18 protein-coding genes and 1 pseudogene are annotated in these 19,120 nt (G+C 69.6%); 13 read left to right on the forward strand and 6 right to left on the reverse strand.

Features of this window, described 5'->3' with window-relative positions; translation table 11 throughout:
* Nucleotides 1–912: molybdopterin-dependent oxidoreductase (locus IPV10_RS07420; RefSeq protein WP_207482285.1), on the reverse strand; the 912-nt coding region annotated here is incomplete at its 3' end.
* A 174-nt stretch (nt 913–1,086) separates the two neighbouring features.
* Between IPV10_RS07420 and IPV10_RS07425 the strand changes: the two genes are divergently transcribed.
* From IPV10_RS07425 to IPV10_RS07440, 4 genes are all read left to right on the forward strand, one after another.
* Nucleotides 1,087–2,304 (forward strand): MFS transporter, encoded by a 1,218-nt coding sequence (locus tag IPV10_RS07425; protein WP_207482287.1) that lies wholly within the window; start codon nt 1,087–1,089, stop codon nt 2,302–2,304.
* Nucleotides 2,305–2,563: 259 nt separating this feature from the next.
* Nucleotides 2,564–5,179: a multicopper oxidase domain-containing protein gene (locus IPV10_RS07430; RefSeq protein ID WP_207482299.1), complete on the forward strand. Its 2,616-nt coding sequence runs from the start codon at nt 2,564–2,566 to the stop codon at nt 5,177–5,179.
* Nucleotides 5,160–5,870, forward strand: coding sequence for a cytochrome P450 (locus tag IPV10_RS07435; protein WP_207482301.1), 711 nt, complete (start codon nt 5,160–5,162; stop codon nt 5,868–5,870). The genes IPV10_RS07430 and IPV10_RS07435 overlap by 20 nt, the downstream gene beginning before the upstream one ends.
* A 25-nt stretch (nt 5,871–5,895) precedes the next feature.
* Nucleotides 5,896–6,258 (forward strand): cytochrome P450, encoded by a 363-nt coding sequence (locus IPV10_RS07440; protein WP_307861083.1) that lies wholly within the window; start codon nt 5,896–5,898, stop codon nt 6,256–6,258.
* A gap of 39 nt (nt 6,259–6,297) precedes the next feature.
* Here IPV10_RS07440 and IPV10_RS07445 read toward each other — a convergent pair whose 3' ends face one another.
* From IPV10_RS07445 to IPV10_RS07455, 3 genes are all read right to left on the reverse strand, one after another.
* Nucleotides 6,298–6,909, reverse strand: a complete 612-nt coding sequence (locus IPV10_RS07445) for a vitamin K epoxide reductase family protein (protein WP_207482305.1) — start codon at nt 6,907–6,909, stop codon at nt 6,298–6,300.
* On the reverse strand, nt 6,906–7,979 hold the full coding sequence (locus IPV10_RS07450; RefSeq protein ID WP_207482307.1) for a tellurite resistance/C4-dicarboxylate transporter family protein: 1,074 nt from the start codon (nt 7,977–7,979) through the stop codon (nt 6,906–6,908). Before IPV10_RS07450 ends, IPV10_RS07445 begins: the two co-directional genes overlap by 4 nt.
* Before the next feature lie 137 nt (nt 7,980–8,116).
* The gene (locus tag IPV10_RS07455) at nt 8,117–8,743 is read right to left on the reverse strand and encodes a helix-turn-helix domain-containing protein (protein ID WP_207482309.1); all 627 of its coding nucleotides are present in this window, start codon (nt 8,741–8,743) and stop codon (nt 8,117–8,119) included.
* Between the two features lie 410 nt (nt 8,744–9,153).
* Between IPV10_RS07455 and IPV10_RS07460 the strand changes: the two are divergent.
* A pseudogene (locus IPV10_RS07460) lies at nt 9,154–10,289 on the forward strand (DDE-type integrase/transposase/recombinase).
* Nucleotides 10,290–10,548: 259 nt separating this feature from the next.
* The gene (gene arfB / locus IPV10_RS07465; RefSeq protein ID WP_207482311.1) at nt 10,549–10,989 is read left to right on the forward strand and encodes an alternative ribosome rescue aminoacyl-tRNA hydrolase ArfB; all 441 of its coding nucleotides are present in this window, start codon (nt 10,549–10,551) and stop codon (nt 10,987–10,989) included.
* Between the two features lie 29 nt (nt 10,990–11,018).
* On the opposite strand, the gene IPV10_RS07470 is transcribed toward arfB, so the two are convergent.
* Nucleotides 11,019–11,804, reverse strand: coding sequence for a hypothetical protein (locus IPV10_RS07470; RefSeq protein ID WP_207482313.1), 786 nt, complete (start codon nt 11,802–11,804; stop codon nt 11,019–11,021).
* A 99-nt stretch (nt 11,805–11,903) separates the two neighbouring features.
* On the opposite strand from IPV10_RS07470, the gene IPV10_RS07475 reads away from it, so the two are divergent.
* The 7 genes from IPV10_RS07475 to IPV10_RS07505 all read left to right on the forward strand — a co-directional run bounded on the left by IPV10_RS07475 (nt 11,904) and on the right by IPV10_RS07505 (nt 17,848).
* Nucleotides 11,904–12,743 (forward strand): alpha/beta fold hydrolase, encoded by an 840-nt coding sequence (locus IPV10_RS07475; protein WP_207482315.1) that lies wholly within the window; start codon nt 11,904–11,906, stop codon nt 12,741–12,743.
* Nucleotides 12,740–13,798, forward strand: coding sequence for a sorbosone dehydrogenase family protein (locus IPV10_RS07480; protein WP_207482317.1), 1,059 nt, complete (start codon nt 12,740–12,742; stop codon nt 13,796–13,798). The genes IPV10_RS07475 and IPV10_RS07480 overlap by 4 nt, the downstream gene beginning before the upstream one ends.
* Nucleotides 13,799–13,902: 104 nt before the next feature.
* Nucleotides 13,903–14,514, forward strand: coding sequence for a hypothetical protein (locus tag IPV10_RS07485; RefSeq protein WP_207482319.1), 612 nt, complete (start codon nt 13,903–13,905; stop codon nt 14,512–14,514).
* A gap of 6 nt (nt 14,515–14,520) precedes the next feature.
* Nucleotides 14,521–14,898 carry a hypothetical protein gene (locus IPV10_RS07490; protein WP_207482321.1) on the forward strand — a complete coding sequence of 126 codons (378 nt, stop codon included), beginning with the start codon at nt 14,521–14,523 and terminating at the stop codon, nt 14,896–14,898.
* Nucleotides 14,899–14,965: 67 nt separating this feature from the next.
* Complete coding sequence (locus tag IPV10_RS07495) at nt 14,966–15,316, forward strand: PLD nuclease N-terminal domain-containing protein (protein ID WP_207482323.1); 351 nt, start codon at nt 14,966–14,968, stop codon at nt 15,314–15,316.
* The gene (menD, locus tag IPV10_RS07500) at nt 15,313–16,989 is read left to right on the forward strand and encodes a 2-succinyl-5-enolpyruvyl-6-hydroxy-3-cyclohexene-1-carboxylic-acid synthase (RefSeq protein ID WP_207482330.1); all 1,677 of its coding nucleotides are present in this window, start codon (nt 15,313–15,315) and stop codon (nt 16,987–16,989) included. Before IPV10_RS07495 ends, menD begins: the two co-directional genes overlap by 4 nt.
* Before the next feature lie 16 nt (nt 16,990–17,005).
* Nucleotides 17,006–17,848 (forward strand): PPK2 family polyphosphate kinase, encoded by an 843-nt coding sequence (locus IPV10_RS07505; RefSeq protein WP_207482332.1) that lies wholly within the window; start codon nt 17,006–17,008, stop codon nt 17,846–17,848.
* A gap of 7 nt (nt 17,849–17,855) precedes the next feature.
* On the opposite strand, the gene IPV10_RS07510 is transcribed toward IPV10_RS07505, so the two are convergent.
* Entirely contained in the window at nt 17,856–19,106 is a 1,251-nt protein-coding gene (locus tag IPV10_RS07510; protein ID WP_207482334.1) for an isochorismate synthase MenF, read from the reverse strand.
* Nucleotides 19,107–19,120: the final 14 nt, after the last annotated feature.

A 19,120-nucleotide genomic window follows, 5' to 3' on the forward strand; every position in this document is an offset into this window, starting at 1 on the left:
CTTCGTATTGTCGGTGTAGTCAGGCGAGACGGTCACGACCTTCTGACCGCGGTAGCGGGCCTCCGCCATGAAGTGCGCGTCAGGTGTGCGGGTCACGGGCACGTTCGAGCCCCACATGATGAGATAGCCCGCGTTCCACCAGTCCGCCGACTCGGGAACGTCGGTCTGGTCGCCGAACACCTGGGGGCTTGCCACCGGAAGGTCGGCGTACCAGTCGTAGAAGGACAGGATTGTGCCGCCGAGGAGATTGAGGAAGCGCGCGCCGGCACCGTGTGAGACCATCGACATCGCCGGGATCGGCGAGAAGCCGGCAACGCGGTCGGGACCGTACTTCTTGACGGTGTGCACGTGCGCGGCGGCGGCGATCTCGACCGCCTCGTCCCAGGTGGTGCGCACCAAGCCGCCCTTGCCGCGCACGCTCTTATAGGCACGCGACTTCTCGGGATCCTCCACGATCGACGCCCAGGCCTCGACGGGGTCGGGGTGCGCGCGCTTGGCCTCGCGGTAGAGCTCGGCGAGCGTGTCGCGGATGTACGGATACCGCACCCGCGTGGGCGAGTAGGTGTACCAGCTGAACGCTGCGCCGCGGGGGCACCCGCGCGGTTCGTACTCGGGTGAGTCTGGGCCGACGGACGGATAGTCGGTCTGCTGGGTCTCCCACGTGATGATGCCGTCCTTGACGTACACCTTCCAGGAGCAGGACCCCGTGCAGTTCACGCCGTGCGTCGAGCGCACGACCTTGTCGTGAGACCAGCGGTCGCGATAGAACACATCGCCTTTGCGGCCGCCCTCCAGGAACAGCGACCGGAGGTCTTGCGAGACTTCACCGCGACGCAGGAACCGGCCCATCCCGAGGAGGGTGTCGGCGAGCGGACCGTCCGTTGCGGATTTCGTTCGGATGTCAGGGGTCATCTGCCGTTCCTCCAGCGTCGCGATTCGCCTTCAGTATGCTCCTCCGCTCGGCGCGGTGGTAGGCGGGGTTCACCGTGTTTATTCGGTAGTGGTGCGCGCCGAATAAACCCGCCCATCGCCCTGTCGCGGGGGCGCCCACGGTGGGTACCTTTGCACCAACGATTGGAGCGACCCGTGACCACGACCGCAGCTCGTCCGGTGACGCCCGATCTGCGTGCCGGACTCGGCCAGGTGATCCTGGCCACGCTCGCCTCCACCGTCGGATTCTGGGCGTGGATGGTCATCGCGCCCTTGCAGAACATCTACGCGACCGAGATGGGCCTGGACCAGGGGCAGATCTCGATCATGCTGGCCACACCCATCCTCGTGGGCGCACTCGGCCGGGTGGTCGTCGGTGCGCTGACAGATCGATTCGGTGGCCGGAAGATGTTCACCGGCGTCCTGCTGACCGCCGTGCCCGCCGTGCTGCTCGTGGCACTCGCCGGCACCATCAAAAGCTATCCGCTGCTCGTGGCGGCCGGCTTCATCCTCGGCGTGGCCGGAACGATCTTCGCGGTCGGCATTCCCTTCTCCAGCCCCTGGTTCCCCGCCACCCGGCGCGGTCTGGCGACAGGCATCTTCGGCATGGGCATGATCGGCACCGCAGTGTCGGCGTTCGTCACCCCGCGGCTGGTCGGCGCCATCGGCTATCTGCCGACCCACCTGCTCTTGGCGGCGGTGATGGTGGCCATGGCAGCGCTCGTATGGTTCACGATGAAGGAGTCCCCGGCCTGGTCATCGAGCAGCCAACCACTCATCCCCAAAGTCAAGGGCGCGCTGAAACTCGCCGTGACATGGGAGATGGCTTTCCTCTACGCGATCGTCTTCGGCGGGTTCGTCGCCTTCTCCACGTACCTTCCGAAGTACCTGACCACGATCTATCCCGATCAGGTGGATCCGGTCGGTGCGGGAACGCGGACGGCCCTGTTCGCCGCCGCCGCCGTCATCGCGCGTCCGATCGGTGGCGTCCTCGCCGACCGCTTCGGACCGAAAGTCATCTCGCTGATCTCCCTGGCGGGCATCGTCGCCGCGGCGTACGTCGTCGGCCAGCAGCCGCCGGAGGGCGTGCTCACCGGAGTCACCTTCCTGCTCATGGCCGCCGCGATGGGTCTGGGCATGGGGGCGGTGTTCGCGTGGATCGGCCCCTCGACGCCGCCCGACAAGGTGGGTGCGGTCAGCGGGGTCGTCGCGGCCGCCGGAGGGCTCGGCGGATTCTTCCCCCCACTCGTCATGGGCGCGACCTACAGCGAAGAGACCAACTCATACGCCCTCGGGCTCTGGCTGCTCGTGCTCGTCGGTGCCGCTGCGCTCGTCGTCGCCGGGATGCTGCGCGACGCGCGCGCACCCCGGTAGTGCATCCGTCGGGCGCAGCGCCTGCTCTACAGATCGACCGATCACCGCACCGTGCTGATCGGTGCCGGCGGGAGTTTCCACGGTCTTCGGCCCATGGTCCGCCGTGAGCGCCGCGTAGCGTGGAATCGTGAATCCCGTCACGCCGCGCACTGTGCTCCTCTCGTTCCTGCGGCGCTTGTGACGCCCCGAACCGGTACGGAGGCGCCGGCGCTCGGAGGGAGGGGGGCGTCCGGTGAGCGGAAAGAGAGGATCGCGCAGAATGTCACGGCGTGACTGGTACCTCGCGACGAATGGGATCGTCCTGGCGTGGATCGTCGCCGCGCTCGTCGCCGTCGGAGTGCACAGATTCGTCGATCAGCCTCTGTGGCTGCTCGTGCACGTCCCGCTCCTCGGCGCGGCGACGGCCGCGATCCTCATCTGGTCGCAGCACTTCGCCGACACGCTCCTGCGTCGCCCGGCCTCGGGAGGTCGGCTGAGCCTCGGCGTGCGGCTCGGGCTGCACACGGCCGGTGCCGCGATGGTCGTCGCGGGTGTGCTCGTCGCGGCGACCCCGCTCGTGGTGGCAGGCGCCTCGGTCGTCGCCGTCGCCATCCTCGCGCACGGCGTGATCATCGTGCTGCAGAGCCGTAAAGCTCTGCCGACCCGCTTCGGGCCGCTCGCCCGCTACTACGTCGCAGCGAGCGCCGTCTTCGTACTCGGCATCGGCGCAGGGGTCGCGCTCGCCGCGTATCCCTCTCTCGCTGACCGCCTCGTCACGGCGCACCTGGTGTTGAACGCGTACGGCTGGATCGGCCTCACGGTGCTGGGCACGCTGGTCCTGCTGTGGCCGACCGTGCTCCACGCGCGCATACCCCCGACGGCGGATGCCGCAGCCCGGCGCGGACTGCCGGTGCTGGTCGTCGGCATCCTCATCGCGGCATCGGGTCCTCTCTTCGACGTGCGGGTGCTGCTCGCGGTGGGTATGGCGGTCTGGCTCGGCGGCGCGGGGCTGCTCGCCGCCGAGGGATGGCGTGAGGCGCGGAAGATGCCACCGGCCACGTTCGCGGGATGGAGTCTCGCGGCGGGGTTCGTGTGGCTGGTCGCCTCCGCCATCGTGCTCGGCGTTCAGGCGGTGCTCGTGTCGGAATGGGCGACACTGCGCAACGGCTACCTCGTGATGCTCGGCCCGCTCGTGGTCGGCTTCGGCGTGCAGGTGCTCACGGGTGCGCTGAGCTACCTTCTCCCCGTCGTTGCCCTCGGCAGTCCCGCCGCGGCGAAAGCCGGCGCCGAAGCGCTCGACACGGCGGCGGCGTTCCGCGTCACGGCCTTCAACGGTGCCCTGCTGCTCTACCTCCTGCCGGTGCCGTCGCTCGTGCGTGTGCTCCTGTCCGTCGTGGCAGTCGGTGTCGTCGTCGCATTCCTCGTCCTCGCCATCCGCGCCGTCGTGGTCGGCCGGCGTGTGCGGCGGTCGGAGGGTGCCGACCCCGATCGGACGGGACGGGTCAGCATCGGCATGCCTCTCGCCGCGCCGCCGCCGGCGCAGCCGCGCCGCGGCCGAGCCGTCATGGCTGCCGTGGGCCTGCTCGCCCTGAGTGTCACCGCGGGTGTCGTGGCCGACCCAGCCGCCGCGGGAATCGCGATCGCTGCCCGCAACGAGAGCGTCGTCGCGACCGGAAACACGACCGAGGTCACCGTCACGGTGCAGGGCATGCGATTCGACAGCCCGGTCATCGAGGTCCCCTACGGCGATCGGCTCGTCGTGATCTTCGAGAATACGGGCACCGACGTACACGACCTCACCTTCGCGAACGGCGTGCGCACGCAGCGGCTCGCCCCTGGCGAGTCCGAGACGATCAACGCGGGGATCATCGGCCGAGACCTCGAGGCGTGGTGCTCGATCGCAGGCCACCGGCAGATGGGAATGGAGCTGATGTTCCACGTACTCGGCGCGCCGGCCGGCGTCGCCGACTCCGACGACCACGCGGACATGGAGATGGGGTCGGATGAGGTGGCCGGTGACGCTGCCGCCGACGTCGATCTGCAGCGGGAGCCTGCCGACGACTTCGAGTCGGCGGCCGCCGCCCTCACGCCCGCGCGACCCGAGGCTGTGCATCGCGTGACGCTGCGCGTCGAAGAGGTCGTGGCCGAGATCGCGCCCGGCGTCTCGCAGGCCCGGTGGACATTCGGCGGCACGGCGCCGGGTCCGGTGCTGCGCGGCCGAGTGGGTGACCGGTTCGAGATCACGCTGGTCAACGACGGCACTATCGGCCACTCGATCGACTTCCACGCGGGTGCTCTGGCCCCCGACGGTCCGATGCGCACCATTGCACCGGGGGAGAGTCTCACCTACGTCTTCACCGCTGCGAAGGCGGGCATCTGGATGTATCACTGCTCGACGATGCCGATGTCGATGCATATCGCGAACGGCATGTTCGGGGCGGTCATCATCGATCCGCCCGATCTCACGCCGGTCGATCGCGAGTACCTGCTGGTGCAGGGGGAGCTCTACCTGGGAGCGCAGGGTGACACGGGCCATGCCCAGAAGATCGCCTCTCAGACGCCTGACCTCGTCGCGTTCAACGGCTCCGCCGACCAGTACGTCCATCGCCCTCTCGAAGCGGGCGCGGGCGACCGGGTGCGCGTGTGGGTGCTCGATGCCGGGCCGAACACCCCGACGTCGTTCCATGTCGTGGGCGGTCAATTCGACACGGTCTACCGCGAGGGGGCGTACGCGCTGCGCGCAGGAGACCCGGGCGGTTCGCAGGCGCTGGCACTCGAGCCCGCACAGGGCGGATTCGTCGAGCTGGTCTTTCCCGAACCCGGTGACTATCCATTCGTGACGCACCGCATGAGCGACGCGGAGAAGGGGGCGCGCGGTGTCTTCCGGATCGAGTGAAGAGGCTTGTCTTCGCGACGACCGCGGGCGACTCGTGGTGGTGGGTCACGCCGAGGTCGTGAGGATCGCGAACAGCCCGGTCACGTTCTCGAATGCCGTCTCACGCCACCTGCAGATCCCGAACGGCCTCGATGGCCAACGCCACGTCGAGGCGCGCCGTCTGCTTGCGCCCTTCTTCCACCCACCCGCACTCGACGCCCTCGAGCCGGCGTTGTCGCGCATCGCAGCCGGCCTGATCGCCGACCTCGGGGAGCGAACCTTCGATGCGGTCGAGGACCTCGGCGTGGTCTACGCCGTCCGCGCGGCCTCGGCGTGGTTGGGCTGGCGGGATGACCTGGAGCCGGAGTTCATCGCATGGGTGGCCGAGCATCGGGCGGCCGGCCGCAGTGGTCAGCCCGAGCGGCTCGCCCACTCCGCGGCGCGCTTCGACACCCTCGTGCGCGGCCTCATCGACGAGCGCCGGCGGCGGCGCGCGTGCGACCTCACCGGGCTGCTGATGACCGTGCGCTGGCGAGGCCGGCTGATCACCGATGCGGAGGTGGTCTCGATCCTGCGCAACTGGACGGGGGGAGACCTGTCTTTCGCTTGCGCTGTGCGCCGGGGTGGTCCTCCACTGGGTCGCCGCGCATCCCGACCACATCCGTCACCTCTCAGCGTCCGACGACGTCGCACTGGACCGGGCGGTCGATGAGATGCTGCGGCTCGATGATCCCTTCGTGTCGAACCGTCGCGTCGCGGTGCGCGACACGGTCGTCGCCGGCTGCCCGGTGCGCGCCGGGGAGGAGATCGTGCTCGACTGGCGAGCAGCCAACCGCGACAGCGACATATTCGGTGATCCCGAATCGTTCGACCCCGACGGTCACGGCACCGCCAATCTCGTCTACGGCGTCGGACCACACGTCTGCCCGGGCACAGGACTCGCCACGCGGCAACTGCGCATCCTGCTGCGCGCGGTCATCTCGGCGGGGCGACCCGAACTGGTCCCCGACCAACCGCCTGTGCGCGAGCACGCGCCGGCAGCGGGCTTCCGCACACTTCCGATCCACCTCGTCCCAGAGGCGCCCGAGCACCGCCGCTGAAGCCTGTGCGGCCTCTGAGGGTCTGGAGTCTGTCCGATCTCAGAACAGAATGCCGAGAAGGTCGAGCTGCACCTGAGCGGCTACCGCGATGACGATGCAGTCGACCACCACGATGAGGACGAGCCACGAGACGATGAGTGCTCCGATCCGGCGCGCCCCGGCGCCCCAGACGCCCGCCTGAAGCGTCCATCCCGCGACGGACCAGAAGAGCGGAATCGTCATCAGCCAGACGATGAGGCACCAGGGGCAGAGCGAACCGAACTCGAAGATGCTGCGATAGGCGAAGACGTGGACGAGCACATAGCCGCCCAGCACGAACACAGCGAAGACGCGCCAGTACCAGGCGCGCATGCCCCCTGGCGACGCCAGAGCGCCGACCGCAGCGAAGATCGGTCCGAGGAACAGGGTCATGCCCAGGATCGCATTGGTGAAGCCCAGCAGGTTGCCCGCGGGCGCCAGCAGGTTCGGGCCGCAAGTGATGAACGGGCTGATGTTGCACGAGAGCATCGGCGGCGCGTCGGAGAGCTGTCCGACGTACTCGCGGTACAGCAGGAACGACACCGTCCACGACACCGCAGCCGTGACGATCCAGAGGATCGCCGTCCCCGTCCCCGGTCGAAAGGTGGGGAGGTCGGGGGCGGCCAGGGTCATGATCGGGCCTCTCTTCGGGTGAGCCGGCGCACGATGTCCGCGATCATCGCCGCCGCGACGAGACTCCACACGCCGAGGCCCAGCCAGAACGAGGTGGCGCCGACCGCCTCCACGACGGGGAGCCCGTCTGCACGACCGAGGTAGATGCTCGCGGTCGCGTACATCCCCATCGGGAAGACGAAGCTCCACAGCGTCGGCAGGTATTTCAGCGGTACTCGACGCACACCGTGGCGCCAGATGCCGGCGGCGACGAGGACGGGGATCAGCCATGTGGCGAAGGCCCAGAAGATCACCGAGAGTCCCGCGATGAGCTCGCGGGTGACGTCGACCATCGGGGCCTCGTCCATCTCGACGATCCGGGCTCCCGCAACCACGGTGATCGCCACGGCTCCCATCGATACCCAATACGGAGGCTCGAGGCTCTCCGGTTCAATCGGGAACAGGACGAGTCTCAGGAGTACCAGCACGGCGCACGCACCGTAGACGACCACGCCGACCGACCAGGTCACGATGGCGAGGATCGCCAAACCCTGCCGCCACTGCGGGAACAGCGGCTCGAGCCCCGCCGCCAGAACGGCGACCGACTGGCTGGCCACCACGCCGATGAACCAGGTGCCGTTCGCGCTGTCGAGGATCGGACGCCGCGGATTGCCCAGCACCGCCGTCCAGGGAACCACGTATCCGAGCGCCAGCCAGGCGGTGGTGGCGACGCCCAGGAGCACGGCTGCGGGCGTGACCAGACCGATCCCCGCCAGCATGGCGCCGATCACGTTGGTCGCCGCGACGAAAGTGAAGAACCCGAACGCCCGGGCCGGGTCATGCAGGTCGGCGGTCATCCGGGGACGGAACGCGATGTACCGCCAGACGTTGAGCGCGAGCAGAACGATGTAGAACACGAGCGCCAGCCAGAACAGCACGGAGGCCAGCACGTGCTGCCCGATCAGCTGGGCGCCGATCGATACGATGCCGCTGGCCATGACGCCGGCGAAGTATCCAGGCGTAAGTGCGGCGGGCCCGATCGCCCTCTCCGAGGCGATCCGAGGCCCGGCCTCGGTGGTGACATCGCTCATGGCGCCTCCTCGGGCACGTCGCTCGTCGAGCCCAGGCTAGGCGCCGGAGTGCCTCCGCGCACGGGGCATGACCGTGCATATTCCGGCGTCACCGCGACATCCACCTGGACGGATGACGGGCGCACCATCTCGGGTCGTCACTCGGCTGCGGGCGGGTGCGACGAGGCGATCTTCAGCGCCAGATGACACTGATGGGCGGTCACGAGCGGCAGGAGCCGGTCGACTTCGAGGGGTCCCCCCGCCTGATGCAGCACGCCACGGATGAGTTCGCCGTGCACATGGCAGAGCATCGTCAACTGACCGTCGACGAGGTCGTGGAATGCGCACGGCGCGAGCTCGACCGTCAGCGTCTTCTCATCCATCTGAGGGTCGAGCCCGACGTCGTCGAGGTGCTCGTACAGCGCATCGAGCTGGTGGGCCACGGTCTCGTCCGTGGCAGTGGTGTGCGTCATTACTTTGCGCAGCAGGTCGCCGTGGTGCTTGGCGTCCTCGACGCGCCGAGCTGCGACGGGACTCGGCGTCTCGGGTCCGGACGGGTCGAAGATGTCGCGGGGACGCCCGCGGGTGCCCCTGTGTTCCGTGCGGCGCACGATGAAGCCTTGGGACTCGAGGACATGGAGGTGATCGCGAAGGGTGTTCTCGTGCAGCCCCGTCACGGCGGCGAGATCGGCGAGCGACTGACCAGGGGTCACCAGCAACTCGTGCATGATGCGCAGTCGGCTGGGCTGGGACAGCCCGCGATAGGCATCGGCGCGACGAGTCATGTGCCCATTATCCCGGCTCCTCCCTCGGCTGCGGTTCTTCGACCACCAGCACCGGTGCATTGTTCCGCAGCTGGTGCTTCCCAAGCCGCGCTGCGGCAGGTCGGGGGCCGAGCACGCCTCGGCGCGCAGGCGGCGGGGCTTTCGTCGAGTCCGACGGCCGGAGCCGATCGAGATGCGCGGCGCGGTCGATCATGCCTCATTCATGCCCGAAGACTCTCACAAAGACTCTCACCTGTGTTATCTCTCAGGACATCTCTGACGGTTGCGCATCAATAGATCTCTGACGCTTCGGGACTGTTTGGTCCTGACACTTCTCCCTCGATGTTGGGGGGATGAGCCGTGTTGACCCCGTTGATCCTCATGTCCGTCTCGCGATCACGCAGTGGCCGCCGGACGCGCCGCGCGGGTCGGTGACGACGTTCTGTCTGGAGCAGGGGATCTCGCGGGAGACGTTCTACGCGATCCGGAGACGCGCCGCGGTCGACGGGCCGGCGGCGGCGTTAGAGCCGCGTTCGCGGCGCCCGAAAAAGAGCCCGACGCGGCTCCCGGACGACATCGCGAGGCAGGCGGTCGCGGTGCGGGCGGCGTTGGAGCAGTCCGGGTTGGACCATGGCCCGATCAGGGTCCACGACAAGATGCGCTCGCTGGGGATGACCCCGGTGCCGTCGACGGCTTCGCTGGCGCGATCTTCCGTGATGCGGGCGTCGCGAGGGTCGAGCCGCGGAAGAAGCCGCGGTCCTCGTATCGACGGTTCGTCTATCCAGCACCCAACGCATGCTGGCAGTTGGATGCCACCGAGTATGTCCTCACCGGCGGTCGCAAGTGTGTGATCTTCCAGTTCATCGACGACCACTCCCGTCTCGCGATCGCCTCACATGTCGCGTGGGGTGAAACGTCCGAAGCGGCGATCACGGTCGTGAAGAAGGGCATCGCTGCCTACGGAGTCCCGCAACGGCTGCTCTCCGACAACGGGGCAGCGCTGAACCCGTCCCGCCGCGGCGTGCTCGGGCAGCTGGTCGCGTATCTGCGTTCTCTCGGCGTCGAGCCGATCACCGGGAAGCCCTACAAACCCACTACGCAGGGGAAGAACGAGAGATTCCATCAGACCCTGTTCCGCTACCTCGACAAGCAGCCCCTCGCGGACACGCTCGAACAGCTGCAGCTCCAAGTCGATGGCTTCGACCTCGTCTACAACACCCAGCGCCCACACCAAGCTCTTCCGGGCCGGGTCACCCCGAGAGCCGCCTGGGACGCCACATCCAGGACCGACCCACCTCGACCCGTTGCTCCGCGCGCACCACTCCCTGGGCCATCGGAGGAGATCCGGGTGAAGCTGGTCGGCAACACCGGCGCGGTCGAGTTCCGCGGCATCCGATTCGGAATCGGCCGCACCTTCGCCGAGCAAAGAGTCTGCGTCATGGACTCCGGGAAGACCGTCATGATCTTCGACCTCCGCGGCACCCTGATCATCGAGCACCCCTGGCCGAAACCCGGCACCAAATACGTCAGCAACGGCCGCCGACGCGGACCCGTCAAGACTCTCTAACGTCAGCGATGTCCTGATACATCAACCGTCAGAGATGTCCTGATACATCACAAAGACTCTCACCTGGCGGCGTCCAAACTTGCCCACACTTTGCCCACACTTTCGCGAAACGACCCCTGATCGACGTGATCGAGGAGCATCGACGAAGCCTCAACTGCCGCGGAATTACGCGGGATTCGAAGCTCTTTGTCGGTGGTCGTTAACGCCCTGCTTCAGTTCGACTCCCGCCGTCGCGTCCACTCTCAGGGATGATGGATCCATGCCTGTTCCGCACCGCCCCGGTCTGCGGGTCTCGTCGGGCCTCACGATCCCCGAGACCGAGCTGTCCTGGCGCTTCTCGAGGTCGTCCGGTCCGGGTGGGCAGGGCGTGAACACTGCGGACTCCCGCGTTGAGCTCGTCTGGGATGTGGCGGGCTCCGCAGTGCTCTCGCCGGCGCAGCGCGCGAGGCTTCTCGAAAGGCTGAGCACTCGTCTGCCGAACGGGGTCCTGACGATCGCGGCATCCGAGCACCGCGCGCAGCTGCGCAATCGCGAGGCGGCGCGCGAGCGGCTGGCAGCCCTCGTGGCCGAAGCGCTGCGACCGCCGGCGCCGCCGCGACGCGCCACCAAGCCGAGCCGAGGCTCTAAGGAGCGGCGGCTGAAGGAGAAGCAGCGGCGCACCGACGTCAAGCAATTGCGCCGGCCGCCGCGCGACGCCTGAGGCGCGACCCTTACGTCTGGACTCGAGCGTCAGTCCCGTGCTCCGCTCGCAGACTCCGTCTTCGGCGGGCGCGCTTCTCCGGCTGCCGGCGGCGTCGGCCGGCGCGGCACGTAGTGCGCCCAGGCCCACCGGTATCCGAAGCCTCCGAACACCACGAAACCCGCGCTGAACAGCACCCCCGCGGTGACGGCGAGTCGCATCGCCCAGTCGAATCCGCCACCGGCGGCGATCGTGGCAGACCCCACCAGCAGCCCGACGACGCACGCGTTGACCACGATCAGCAGCAGCGCCGAACTTCCGAGAAGAACGGAGGCGCCGCGCGGGCGAAGGAACGAGTAGGTCCGCTTCATCCCGGCCATGTCATCGTAGAACGAGGCGAGGAACACATCCGCGACCTGCGGATCGAGATCGACGTACGCCGTGCGGATCCTGTTCATCGCGACGACGTACATCATGTCCTCCTCAGACACGTTCATCACCCGCACCTGGGTCATGAACCCGATCACCGAGAGGAAGCCGAGGATCCCGAGTGACGCTCCGCCGAACCACCCGCCGAACCGGGATGCCTGGCCGAGGAGGCCGATCGTCACCAGCCCGGCCGAGACCAGCGCGAGGAAGATCGTGATCCTCGTGAGGACCTCGCTCTGAGCGGTGCTGCGCGCGGCCAGCAGCCCCCAGTGCTCGGTGGCGAGGATCTGCGCGCGCCGGCCGAGCGCTGCATCCGATTCGGCGCGTGGCGCGCCGCTCTCATCGTCGGATGCCGGTACCGATGACGCATCAGGCGGGAGACCGCTGCGGGATGAGCGCTCGCTCATATCGCCATTGTGCACCCGGGTACGGGGGCGGCGATACGGCTCGGCGCCGAGAGCCCTTCGATGCTGATCTCACCGGCAGGGGAGGCGTATGCTCGCCGCATGTCCGAGGTCGTCGTCGACGGGCTGCGCATCGCCTATCGCAGGAGGGGAAGCGGGCCTCCCCTCCTTCTGCTGCACGGCGCCTTCGAGGACTCCCGGATCTGGACGGCGGACATGGAGCGGCTCGCCGGCGACCTCGACGTGATCGCCTGGGACGCCCCCGGGTGCGGACTCTCCGACGACGTCCCCGATGGTTGGGGTGACTCGGACTGGGCGGCTGCCGCGGCGGGCTTCATCGACGCGCTGGGGCTGACCCGTCCCGCTGTCGCCGGATTCTCGCTCGGTTCCGTGCTCGCGCTGCTGCTCGCCCGAGAGCATCCGGCATCCGTCGGGCGTCTCGTGCTGGTCGGAGCGTACGCGGGCTGGGGCGGCTCGCTGGGTCCTCACGACCTGGCTGAACGAGTGGCCGCGGCGCGTTTCACGATGGAGCACCCGGTGCAGGAATGGGCGGACGGGTTCCTCGATTCGGTGTTCGCGCCGGGCACGGCGCCGGAGCGCCGTGCGCTCGCCCGGGGCCTTCTCGACGACTGGCGGCCTCGCACCACGGATGCGCTGCTGCGGGTGATGGTGCAGGACCTTCGTCCTGGGCTGCCGAGGGTCGAGAGTCCGACTGCGGTCGTCCGCGGGGCCGAGGATGCGCGGAGCCCGCGCAGCGCGTCCCTGGAGCTGCGCGCACTCCTCCCGCACGCCGTCCTTCGCGAGATCGCGGGCGCGGGCCACGACTGCACGGGGCCGGAGCCCGACGCGCTGCTCGTCGCCGTCGCGCGCGACGCCGCCGCTGCCGCGGATGCTCGACCGGTGGGGTGGCACCCGCCGGGAGTGCGAGAGGAGCGACGATGACGGTGCCGAGTGCACGACGTGCGAGGAGGGCGGGTCTCGGGGCCGTGCTCATCGCGGCATCCGTGCTGGCGCTGACGTCCCGCACCTCGGCTCCGGCGTCGAGTCCGGCTCCTGACACCGTCATCGCACAGAACCTCGACGCTCCGTGGTCGATCGTCTTCCACGAGGGTGCCCCGCTCGTCAGCGAACGCGACAGCGCCCGCATCCTCGAACTCGGCGACAGCGGCGAGGCGCGGGAGGTCGCCGTCATCGACGGCGTCGCCCCTGGCGGCGAGGGGGGACTGCTCGGGCTCGCCGTGCGCGACGGCGAGCTGTACACGTACTTCACCGCGCAGGGGGAGAACCGCGTCGAGCGGCGCGAGATCCGAGGCCGCCCCGGCGCGCTCTCCCTGGGCGAACCGGATACGGTGATCGACGGCATCCCCGCGGCGGGCAACCACAACGGCGGGCGCATCGACTTCGGCCCCGACGGGATGCTGTACATCACCACGGGTGACGCAGGAGATCGCGGCAGCGCCCAGGACCCGGATGCCCTCTCCGGAAAGATCCTCCGCCTCGAGCCCGACGGCGGCATCCCCGGCGACAACCCCTTCGGGGACTCGCCGGTCTACAGCTACGGACACCGCAACCCGCAGGGTATCGGCTGGGATGCCGAGGGCACGATGTACGCGAGCGAGTTCGGCCAGGACACCTGGGACGAGCTCAACGTCATCGAGCCGGGCGGGAACTACGGCTGGCCCGAGGCCGAGGGGATCGCCGGGAACCCCGACTTCATCGACCCGGTCCAGCAGTGGGCGCCCGATGCCGCCAGCCCGAGCGGCATCGCGGTCACGGACACGGAGATCCTCGTCGCGAACCTGCGCGGTGAGCGGCTCCGCGTCGTCCCGCTCGACGATCTGTCGACGAGCACCGAGCGGTTCGTCGGCGAACTCGGCCGGCTGCGCGACGTCACCGTCACACCCGAGGGGGAGCTCTGGGTCCTGACGAACAACACCGACGGGCGCGGAGACCCGTCCGAAGGCGATGACCGGATGATCCGGATCAGCCCCGGCTGACGGTGACGGGCGCTCCGTCGTCGGGAACGGGCAGGTCTCCCCATGGCACGGGCGCGCGCCACTCCCTACGATCGGTGAAGACGCAGAGAAGCAGGGGGTGGCGGATGTCGATCAAGCCGGTGATCCGTGAACTGAAGCAGGCCGTCATGCACGGCATGAGGCATGCCGACGACAGGCTGCCCCAGATGGCGGACAATCTCTTCGACCATTTCGACTCCCTCAAGAGGTCCGTCCGTGATCTCGACCACCTGGACGATGCGGTCTCCCGCGGATGGCTGAAGAACCGGCGGCTCCGCAGGGGCGGCAAGACGGATGTCGGCTGGCACTTCCTGCCCGAGAAGGACCGGGCAGCCGCGGGAGATGTCCCGGAGTACCCCGGCGAGTACGTGCTCGACCTGCACGGCTCGCCGAACGCGGTGCAGGGCGGCGACGGGTCGATGCTCAGCGCCGAGGACTTCGCAGACCATGTGCGCAAGCACACCGACTGGGACGGTCAAACGCCGATACGCTTGTTCTCGTGCGACACCGGAGCGGATCCAGACGGATTCGCCCAGCAGCTGTCGAACCACCTGGACGTCGACGTGACAGCGCCGACGAAGCCCGTGTGGTCGACGAAGAGCGGATCGCCGTTCGTCACGGACGTCGACCCGATCACGGGTGCTCCGGTCTGGCCGCCGAACGGCGGCTGGGTGCCGTTCCAGCCGAAGGGATTGTGAGAGCGAATGGTCAAGCAGGTCTCCGTCTTCCAGCCCGGATGGGTGCAGACGGCCGCAGATCAACGGCCGTCTCTGAACGAGGAGCGGCTCTCGGACGACGAGGCGGCCGCGGTGGGGGCGTATCTGGATGCCGGCACCGTGGTGATGCACACCACAGTGCGCGGGATCGACATCCTGGCGGATGACGACCCCGTCATCCCGCTGACGACCAGGACCGACGGCGAGTTCGTGTGGACGGGGCCGGTCACGTACTACGTGCAGACCTATGGCGTCGCCCCGGACCCGGAGTTCCTCGAGTACGTGCGGGCCCGTGATTACCAACCTCGGGTGCCGAACGACGAGGAGATCGAAGCGGCAGCCGCCGTCTTCATGCCGCCGCGCTGACGCGACCGCCTCGGCGCCTCCCGTCAACCCCGGATCCGGCGACCTCCCGCACGCCTAGACTGGCAGTGTGGCGAGACTGTTGATCGTCGGCGGCTTCCTGGCCGCCGTCTTCTGGGTGTTCAGCATCGTCGACTGCTCAGTGCAGCCGGCGACGCGGCACCGTGGCGTGCCGAAAGCCGCATGGATCGCGATCGTCGTGCTGATCCCGGTGATCGGCGGCATCCTCTGGTTCATGATCGGGCGCCGCCGCGCGAACGACCAGGGCGTTCCCCGCGTGGTCGCCCCTGATGACGACCCCGAGTTCCTGCACAGCCTCGGCAAGTACGACCAGGACGCCCGCATCCGCCGTCTCGAAGAGGAGCTCGCGCGCCTCGAGGACGAGACCGACGACGGCCAGGCGCCGGACAAGCGCCCGTGACGGCATCGCCGGCGACGGATGCCGCGGCATCCCTGATCGCCGACCTCGTCACGCACGGCGTCCGCGACCTGGTGCTCTCGCCGGGATCCCGCTCGCAGGCGCTCGCGCTCGCCGCCGTGCGCGCCGCGCGCGAGGGGCTGCTGCGCGTGCACGTGCGCATCGACGAACGGGTCGCCGGGTTCACGGCTCTCGGGCTCTCCCGTGAGACCGGAGCGCCGGCCGCCGTCGTGTGCACGTCAGGCACCGCGGTCGCTGGCCTCCTCCCCGCCGTGATGGAGGCGTTCCACGCCGGCGTTCCGCTGCTCCTGCTCACCGGCGACAGGCCACCCGAGCTCCGGGGAGTCGGCGCGAACCAGGCGACCGTCCAGCCCGGCATCTTCGCCGCGTTCGTGCGAGAGCAGATCGACGCTCCGGTCCCCGGCGACGGCGAGGGCGACGGCGACTGGTCGGGACTCGCTGCGCGCGCGGTGGCTGTCGCGATGGGAGCGGATGCCGCGCACGGGCATGCCGGCGTCGAAGGACCAGTGCACCTGAACCTCCCGTCGCGCGAGCCGCTGTCGGGGGAGATGTCCGCTCTCGTGGCCGAACCAGGCACGGCGGCGCGGCCGGAGCGGGGCGAGCCCGTCGTGCTGGATCGCGGCCGGCGCACCGTGGTGATCGCGGGCGCCGACGCCGGCCCGGCCGCCGAGGAGGTGGCGCACGCAGGCTCCTGGCCGCTCATCGCCGAGATCGTCAGCGGCGCGCGTTTCGGCCGGCAGATCGTGCACGGCTATCGCGGGCTGCTGTCCACCCCCGAGCTCGGCGGCCGCATCGAACGCGCGGTCGTGCTCGGGCATCCGACTCTCAGCCGCGAGGTCACCCGGCTGCTGTCGCGGTCCGATGTCGAGGTGATCGCGGTCCGCGGCGGCGGCGAGGAGCTGGACCTCAACGGGCGCACCCGGGCGGCGGCATCCGTCATCGTCGCCGAGGGCGCGCCGGACAGGGAGTGGCTCGGCGCCTGGCTCGCCGCCTCGGCCGCGGCGGCGGTCGACCTGAGCGAGCGCGCCCCCGACACCGACGGCCTCGCCTCGACGGACTTCGCCGCACGCCGCGACGCCGTGAAGGCAGAGCTCGACGCCGTGCGCCGACCCCTCGACCGGGAGCTGCTCGTCGACGCGGTGTGGCGCGCGACCTGGCCGCATGATCGCCTGATGTTCGGCTCCTCCCGGCTGGTGCGCGTGGCCGATGCGGTGCTCGGCGGCAAGAAGGTGCCTGTCCACGCCAATCGCGGCCTCGCCGGCATCGACGGCACGATCGCGACCGCGACCGGCATCGCGGTCGCGAGTCAGGCCGATGGCTCGCCCGGCGTCACCCGCGTGCTGCTCGGCGACCTCGCCTTCCTGCACGACGTCGGCGCCCTCCTGATCGCACCGGACGAGACGCGGCCCCGGATGCAGGTGATCGTGGGGAACGACGGCGGCGGCACCATCTTCGACGGCCTGGAGGTGGCGGCATCCGCCGACCCCGCCGACCTCGACCGCGCGTTCTACACGCCGCACGACGTGGGTCTCGAGCAGCTCGCGCTCGCCTACGGCTGGGAGTACCACCGCGTCACGACCCGCACCGCTCTCGACCAGGTGCTCACGACTCCATCGGGCGGCCGGCAGCTGATCGAGGTGCCGCTGGCCCGCTGACTGGCAGTATGTGCACATGAACGCGCACACGTGGGCTCGCATCCTCCAGGTCACGCCCGGCTTCCGCCTGGCCGACGTCGATCCTGACAGCACTCCCGGCTACGAAGGCGGCAAGACCGCGGGCAAGGCCGATCTCGCCACCGGGCTCGAAGAGCTGAGCGGGCTGCAGGAGCAGCTGTTCGCCGAGAGTCGCTCAGGCGTCGCGAAGGACGCAGTGCTGCTCGTCCTGCAGGCGATGGACTCGGCGGGCAAGGGCGGCATCGTGCGACACGTCGTCGGCGGCGTCGACCCGCAGGGCGTCGCGCTCACCGCGTTCAAGGCGCCGACCGAGCAGGAGCGCGCCCACGACTTCCTCTGGCGAGTGGAGCGGCGGCTGCCCGAACCCGGCTTCATCGGCGTCTTCGACCGGTCCCATTACGAGGACGTGCTGATCGCACGGGTGCGGGCGCTCGCCCCGGCCGAGGAGATCGAGCGTCGCTACGACGCCATCAACGACTTCGAGGCGCGCGTGGCCGGCTCCGGCATCCGCATCGTCAAGGTCATGCTGCACATCTCGCCGGACGAGCAGAAGGAGCGGCTGATGGAGCGGCTCGACCGCGCCGACAAGCACTGGAAGTACAACCCGGGCGACGTCGACGAGCGGATGCTGTGGCCGGACTACATGGCGGCCTACCAGACCGCGATCGACCGGACCTCGACCGAGACCGCACCGTGGCACGTGATCCCGGCGAATCACAAGTGGTACGCGCGCCTCGCGGTGCAGGAGCTGCTTCTCGCGGCCCTGCTGGACATCGACCCGCAGTGGCCCGCCGCGGACTTCGACGTCGAGGCCGAGAAGGAGCGCCTCGCCGCGAGCTGAGGCTGCGTCAGGCGAGGGCGTCGACCAGCGGGCGGAACTTGACTCGGGTCTCCAGCAGTTCCGACTCGGGGTCGGAGCCCGAGACGATGCCGGCGCCCGCGTACGCGGTGACGGTGATCTCGTCACGCCCGGCGGTGAACTGCGCGCAGCGCAGCGCGATCGCCCACTCGCCGTTGCCGGATGCGTCCACCCAGCCCACGGGCCCCGCGTACCGCCCGCGGTCGAAGGGCTCGAGTTCGCGGATCGCGGCGATCGCGGCCGGTGTCGGAGTGCCCGCGACGGCGGCGGTCGGATGCAGTGCGCCGACCAGGTCGAGCGAGGAGTCGCCGTCGGCGAGTTCGCCCTCGACATCCGTCGCCAGATGGAACAGGTTGGGCAGCTTCAGCAGGAACGGCTGCTCGCTCGCGGCCAGCGCCCGGGTGTGCGGGCGCAGGCAGGCGAGGACGCTCTGCACGGCATACTGATGCTCGTCGAGGTCTTTTGTGCTGGAGGCGAGATGCGCGGACGCGGCGGTGTCGGCATCCGCATCCGCCCCCCGACCGATGGTTCCGGCGAGGACGCGCGCCGTGACGGTGCGACTCTGCACGGTGACCAGCGTCTCCGGGCTCGCGCCGATCAGCCCGTCGACCGCGAACGCCCAGGTGTCGGGGTAGCCGGTCGACAGCGCGCGCACGAGCCGGCGCAGGTCGGAGCCGGCGGGGATGCTGCCGGTGAGGTCGCGCGCGAGCACGACCTTGCTCAGTTCGCCGCCGGCGATCCGCGCCAGGGCCTCGCCGACGGAGGCCTGGTAGCCCTGCGGGCTCTGCGCCCCCGGGCCGACGGTGCCTGCCCAGTGGGGTCCGTACTCCTGCGGCTCTGCGCTCCGCTCGTGCGCGGCGTCTGCGTCGGCGGCGCGGATGCGGGTGAGCCAGGTGCGCCCGCGGTGGCGTCCGATGATCGCCGCGGGCACGATGAGCACGCTGTCCGCAGCGGAGTTCTCGTCGAACGTCAGCGCGCCGAAGGCGACGAGCCCGGTGCCGGGCAGCCGGACGGGGTCGTCGATGACGGCATCCTGCGCCAGCTTCCGCCATGCCGACGCGATGATGTCCGATCGTGCGGACTCGACTCCCGCGGGCACCCGGATCGTCGACACGACGTCGTCGCCGATCGCCACGATCCCGTCGCCGCGCCGCAGCCAGGCCAGGGGGGCTGCCGGATCCGCGTACGCGAGGGGGTCCTCGATCGGGTCGATCTCGCGGGTCTCCACGACCAGGCTCATGCTCACTCCTCCAG

Origin of the sequence: Microbacterium sp. SD291 (assembly GCF_017355365.1) — a bacterium.
In the GTDB taxonomy this organism is placed as follows: domain Bacteria; phylum Actinomycetota; class Actinomycetes; order Actinomycetales; family Microbacteriaceae; genus Microbacterium.

Bases quoted from the DNA above. Each gene is read 5' to 3' on its own strand.
- IPV10_RS07430 (WP_207482299.1), top strand. From the start codon at position 2,564: ATGTCACGGCGTGACTGGTACCTCGCGACGAATGGGATCGTCCTGGCG.
- IPV10_RS07470 (WP_207482313.1), bottom strand. From the start codon at position 11,804: ATGAGCGAGCGCTCATCCCGCAGCGGTCTCCCGCCTGATGCGTCATCG.
- IPV10_RS07455 (WP_207482309.1), bottom strand. From the start codon at position 8,743: ATGACTCGTCGCGCCGATGCCTATCGCGGGCTGTCCCAGCCCAGCCGA.
- IPV10_RS07490 (WP_207482321.1), top strand. From the start codon at position 14,521: ATGGTCAAGCAGGTCTCCGTCTTCCAGCCCGGATGGGTGCAGACGGCC.
- IPV10_RS07485 (WP_207482319.1), top strand. From the start codon at position 13,903: ATGTCGATCAAGCCGGTGATCCGTGAACTGAAGCAGGCCGTCATGCAC.
- IPV10_RS07505 (WP_207482332.1), top strand. From the start codon at position 17,006: ATGAACGCGCACACGTGGGCTCGCATCCTCCAGGTCACGCCCGGCTTC.
- IPV10_RS07475 (WP_207482315.1), top strand. From the start codon at position 11,904: ATGTCCGAGGTCGTCGTCGACGGGCTGCGCATCGCCTATCGCAGGAGG.
- IPV10_RS07450 (WP_207482307.1), bottom strand. From the start codon at position 7,979: ATGAGCGATGTCACCACCGAGGCCGGGCCTCGGATCGCCTCGGAGAGG.
- IPV10_RS07445 (WP_207482305.1), bottom strand. From the start codon at position 6,909: ATGACCCTGGCCGCCCCCGACCTCCCCACCTTTCGACCGGGGACGGGG.
- IPV10_RS07510 (WP_207482334.1), bottom strand. From the start codon at position 19,106: ATGAGCCTGGTCGTGGAGACCCGCGAGATCGACCCGATCGAGGACCCC.
- arfB (WP_207482311.1), top strand. From the start codon at position 10,549: ATGCCTGTTCCGCACCGCCCCGGTCTGCGGGTCTCGTCGGGCCTCACG.
- IPV10_RS07480 (WP_207482317.1), top strand. From the start codon at position 12,740: ATGACGGTGCCGAGTGCACGACGTGCGAGGAGGGCGGGTCTCGGGGCC.